Raw genomic sequence first — 5,423 nt, 5'->3', positions numbered from 1 at the left:
GGTCGTAATTTTTTTACGGAGAGTTTGATCCTGGCTCAGGACGAACGCTGGCGGCGTGCTTAACACATGCAAGTCGAACGATGAAGCCCAGCTTGCTGGGTGGATTAGTGGCGAACGGGTGAGTAACACGTGAGTAACCTGCCCTTGACTCTGGGATAAGCGCTGGAAACGGCGTCTAATACCGGATACGACCTGCCCCGGCATCGGGTGCGGGTGGAAAGTTTTTCGGTCAAGGATGGACTCGCGGCCTATCAGCTAGTTGGTGAGGTAATGGCTCACCAAGGCGACGACGGGTAGCCGGCCTGAGAGGGTGACCGGCCACACTGGGACTGAGACACGGCCCAGACTCCTACGGGAGGCAGCAGTGGGGAATATTGCACAATGGGCGAAAGCCTGATGCAGCAACGCCGCGTGGGGGATGACGGCCTTCGGGTTGTAAACCTCTTTTAGTAGGGAAGAAGGGCTTCGGCTTGACGGTACCTGCAGAAAAAGCACCGGCTAACTACGTGCCAGCAGCCGCGGTAATACGTAGGGTGCAAGCGTTGTCCGGAATTATTGGGCGTAAAGAGCTCGTAGGCGGTTTGTCGCGTCTGCTGTGAAAACCCGAGGCTCAACCTCGGGCCTGCAGTGGGTACGGGCAGACTAGAGTGCGGTAGGGGAGAATGGAATTCCTGGTGTAGCGGTGGAATGCGCAGATATCAGGAGGAACACCGATGGCGAAGGCAGTTCTCTGGGCCGTTACTGACGCTGAGGAGCGAAAGCGTGGGGAGCGAACAGGATTAGATACCCTGGTAGTCCACGCCGTAAACGTTGGGAACTAGATGTGGGGACCTTTCCACGGTCTCCGTGTCGCAGCTAACGCATTAAGTTCCCCGCCTGGGGAGTACGGCCGCAAGGCTAAAACTCAAAGGAATTGACGGGGGCCCGCACAAGCGGCGGAGCATGCGGATTAATTCGATGCAACGCGAAGAACCTTACCAAGGCTTGACATATACCGGAAACTTCCAGAAATGGTTGCCCCGCAAGGTCGGTATACAGGTGGTGCATGGTTGTCGTCAGCTCGTGTCGTGAGATGTTGGGTTAAGTCCCGCAACGAGCGCAACCCTCGTTCTATGTTGCCAGCACGTCATGGTGGGAACTCATAGGAGACTGCCGGGGTCAACTCGGAGGAAGGTGGGGATGACGTCAAATCATCATGCCCCTTATGTCTTGGGCTTCACGCATGCTACAATGGCCGGTACAAAGGGCTGCGATACCGTAAGGTGGAGCGAATCCCAAAAAGCCGGTCTCAGTTCGGATTGAGGTCTGCAACTCGACCTCATGAAGTCGGAGTCGCTAGTAATCGCAGATCAGCAACGCTGCGGTGAATACGTTCCCGGGCCTTGTACACACCGCCCGTCAAGTCATGAAAGTCGGTAACACCCGAAGCCAGTGGCCTAACCGCAAGGAGGGAGCTGTCGAAGGTGGGATCGGTGATTAGGACTAAGTCGTAACAAGGTAGCCGTACCGGAAGGTGCGGCTGGATCACCTCCTTTCTAAGGAGCATCTGGACACCGCAGGGTGTTCCAGGCGCCAGATCAAAGCGAATGTCTTTGCTGGTAGCTCATGGGTGGAACATTGAACTAGGTGCTCGGTGAGATCGTCTCGCGTCAGTACAGCCTTCGGGTTGGGAACGCGTCGGGGCGGTGGAGTCGGGTACATGCACGCTGTTGGGTCCTGAGGGACCGGGCCGGCTGCCTTCGGGTGGCGGGGTCGACTCTCCGGATCCTTTTCTCACGCCTGGGTGTGTGGGAGAGGGATACCGCCCGTATTTTGAGAACTACACAGTGGACGCGAGCATCTTAGATTCACGGCTTCGGTCGTGGATCGACAAGATTCGCATGGCGCGGCTTTCGGGCTGCGGTCATGCAAATCATTGGATCTGCAACTTTTCGAGTTGTAGTTTCTTAACTCATGTGATTAGCAAGTTCATAAGAGCAAACGGTGAATGCCTTGGCATCTGGAGCCGAAGAAGGACGTCGTAATCTGCGATAAGCCTCGGGGAGCTGATAAACGAGCTGTGATCCGAGGATTTCCGAATGGGGAAACCCCGCCAGGCCCCTTGTGGTGACCTGGTGACTCCCGCCTGAATATATAGGGCGGGTAGAGGGAACGTGGGGAAGTGAAACATCTCAGTACCCACAGGAAGAGAAAACAACAGTGATTCCGTCAGTAGTGGCGAGCGAACGCGGAAGAGGCTAAACCGAGTCATGTGTGATACCCGGCAGGGGTTGCATGGCCGGGGTTGTGGGACTTTTCGTTCCGGTCTGCCGGCCGGTGAACGTTACAGCGCATCATAGACGAACAGGTTTGAACGCCTGGCCAGAGCGGGTGCGAGCCCCGTAGTCGAAATGGTGTTATGGCGTGAAGAGTATCCCAAGTAGCACGGGGCCCGAGAAATCCCGTGTGAATCTGTCAGGACCACCTGATAAGCCTAAATACTCCCAGATGACCGATAGCGGACAAGTACCGTGAGGGAAAGGTGAAAAGTACCCCGGGAGGGGAGTGAAATAGTACCTGAAACCGTTTGCTTACAAACCGTCGGAGCCTCCTTGTAGGGGTGACGGCGTGCCTTTTGAAGAATGAGCCTGCGAGTTAGTGCTCTGTGGCGAGGTTAACCCGTGTGGGGCAGCCGTAGCGAAAGCGAGTCCGAATAGGGCGATTCAGTCGCAGGGTCTAGACCCGAAGCGAAGTGATCTATCCATGGCCAGGTTGAAGCGACGGTAAGACGTCGTGGAGGACCGAACCCACTTCAGTTGAAAATGGAGGGGATGAGCTGTGGATAGGGGTGAAAGGCCAATCAAACTTCGTGATAGCTGGTTCTCTCCGAAATGCATTTAGGTGCAGCGTTGCGTGTTTCTTGCCGGAGGTAGAGCTACTGGATGGCCGATGGGGCCCAAAAGCTTACTGACGTCAGCCAAACTCCGAATGCCGGTAAGTGAGAGCGCAGCAGTGAGACTGTGGGGGATAAGCTTCATAGTCGAGAGGGAAACAACCCAGACCACCAACTAAGGTCCCTAAGCGCGTGCTAAGTGGGAAAGGATGTGGAGTTGCACAGACAACCAGGAGGTTGGCTTAGAAGCAGCCACCCTTGAAAGAGTGCGTAATAGCTCACTGGTCAAGTGATTCCGCGCCGACAATGTAACGGGGCTCAAGCACGCCACCGAAGTTGTGGCATTGACATTAGTGGTAGGCCTTCGTGGTCCAGCCGTGTTGATGGGTAGGAGAGCGTCGTGTGGCGAGTGAAGCGGCGGTGTGAACCAGCCGTGGATGCCACACGAGTGAGAATGCAGGCATGAGTAGCGAAAGACGGGTGAGAAACCCGTCCTCCGGAAGACCAAGGGTTCCAGGGTCAAGCTAATCTTCCCTGGGTAAGTCGGGACCTAAGGCGAGGCCGACAGGCGTAGTCGATGGACAACGGGTTGATATTCCCGTACCGGCGAAGAACCGCCCAAGACAATCCAGTAGTGCTAAGTATCTGAATCCCTTTGATGGATCCCTTTGGGGTGAAGCGTTGGGCCTAGCGTACGACCCCGTGCTGGTGCGTTTAGCGTATTAACAGGTGTGACGCAGGAAGGTAGCCGAGCCGGGCGATGGTTGTCCCGGTCTAAGGATGTAGGGCGAACGATAGGCAAATCCGTCGTTCATATAGCCTGAGATCTGATGGGTAGACGCAAGTCGAAATCGGTGATCCTATGCTGCCAAGAAAAGCATCGACGCGAGGTTCTAGCTGCCCGTACCCCAAACCGACTCAGGTGGTCAGGTAGAGAATACTAAGGAGATCGAGAGAATCGTGGTTAAGGAACTCGGCAAAATGCCCCCGTAACTTCGGGAGAAGGGGGGCCTGAGGCGTGAACGGACTTGCTCCGGGAGCGTTCGATGGCCGCAGAGACCAGTGGGAAGCGACTGTTTACTAAAAACACAGGTCCGTGCTAAGTCGCAAGACGATGTATACGGACTGACGCCTGCCCGGTGCTGGAAGGTTAAGAGGAACGGTTAGCCGCAAGGCGAAGCTGAGAATTTAAGCCCCAGTAAACGGCGGTGGTAACTATAACCATCCTAAGGTAGCGAAATTCCTTGTCGGGTAAGTTCCGACCTGCACGAATGGCGTAACGACTTCCCAGCTGTCTCAACCGCGAACTCGGCGAAATTGCATTACGAGTAAAGATGCTCGTTACGCGCAGCAGGACGGAAAGACCCCGTGACCTTTACTATAGTTTGGTATTGGTGTTCGGTGTGGCTTGTGTAGGATAGGTGGGAGACGTTGAAGCGGGCACGCTAGTGTTCGTGGAGTCATTGTTGAAATACCACTCTGGTCACTCTGGATATCTAACTTCGGACCCTAATCGGGTTCAGGGACAGTGCCTGATGGGTAGTTTAACTGGGGCGGTTGCCTCCCAAAGAGTAACGGAGGCGCCCAAAGGTTCCCTCAACCTGGTTGGCAATCAGGTGGCGAGTGTAAGTGCACAAGGGAGCTTGACTGTGAGACTGACAAGTCGAGCAGGGACGAAAGTCGGGACTAGTGATCCGGCAGTGGCTTGTGGAAGCGCTGTCGCTCAACGGATAAAAGGTACCTCGGGGATAACAGGCTGATCTTGCCCAAGAGTCCATATCGACGGCATGGTTTGGCACCTCGATGTCGGCTCGTCGCATCCTGGGGCTGGAGTAGGTCCCAAGGGTTGGGCTGTTCGCCCATTAAAGCGGTACGCGAGCTGGGTTTAGAACGTCGTGAGACAGTTCGGTCCCTATCCGCTGCGCGCGCAGGAAATTTGAGAAGATCTATCCCTAGTACGAGAGGACCGGGATGGACGAACCTCTGGTGTGTCAGTTGTTCCGCCAGGAGCACCGCTGATTAGCTACGTTCGGAACGGATAACCGCTGAAAGCATCTAAGCGGGAAGCCGGCTTCGAGATGAGATTTCCATCCCTTCGGGGGAGAGGCTCCCAGCCAGACGACTGGGTTGATAGGCCGGATGTGGAAGACAGGACTAAAGACTGTCGGAGCTGACCGGTACTAATAAGCCGATAACTTGATAATCACTACACTCATACCGTTGTAAAGGCTGGTAGGAGTGGTCAGAGATTGCTTGCGTCCACTTTGTGGTTCCCAGAAGACGGGCACCCCGCATCCTCCTTCGGGAGGAGCGGAACAATTGAATACACGCACGGCGTGTAACCCAGATTTGACCATGTGCCCTCGGGTGCGTGTGTCGCCAGGGTTACGGCGGCCATAGCGAGAGGGAAACGCCCGGTCACATTCCGAACCCGGAAGCTAAGACTCTCAGCGCCGATGGTACTGCAGGGGGGACCCTGTGGGAGAGTAGGACACCGCCGGACACCATTCACGATGGCCACCCAGAAATGGGTGGCCATCGCTGTTTAACC

At 55.7% G+C, this 5,423-nt stretch carries 3 rRNA genes; all 3 read left to right on the top strand.

What is annotated here, in order from left to right:
• The first annotated feature begins 12 nt into the window (after window positions 1-12).
• The 3 genes from C5C54_RS17170 to rrf all read left to right on the top strand — a co-directional run bounded on the left by C5C54_RS17170 (window position 13) and on the right by rrf (window position 5,375).
• Window positions 13-1,535 (top strand): 16S ribosomal RNA (locus tag C5C54_RS17170).
• A 425-nt stretch (window positions 1,536-1,960) separates the two neighbouring features.
• Window positions 1,961-5,076: ribosomal RNA gene (locus C5C54_RS17165) — 23S ribosomal RNA — on the top strand.
• Window positions 5,077-5,258: 182 nt separating this feature from the next.
• Window positions 5,259-5,375: ribosomal RNA gene (gene rrf, locus C5C54_RS17160) — 5S ribosomal RNA — on the top strand.
• The 16S, 23S and 5S rRNA genes sit together here, the layout of an rRNA operon.
• Window positions 5,376-5,423 lie beyond the last annotated feature (48 nt).

The organism is Rathayibacter sp. AY1F2 (genome assembly GCF_002930885.1).
Taxonomy (GTDB): domain Bacteria; phylum Actinomycetota; class Actinomycetes; order Actinomycetales; family Microbacteriaceae; genus Rathayibacter.
The sequence above is the reverse complement of the archived record's forward strand: the minus strand, read 5'-3'. Positions and strand labels throughout refer to the sequence as shown.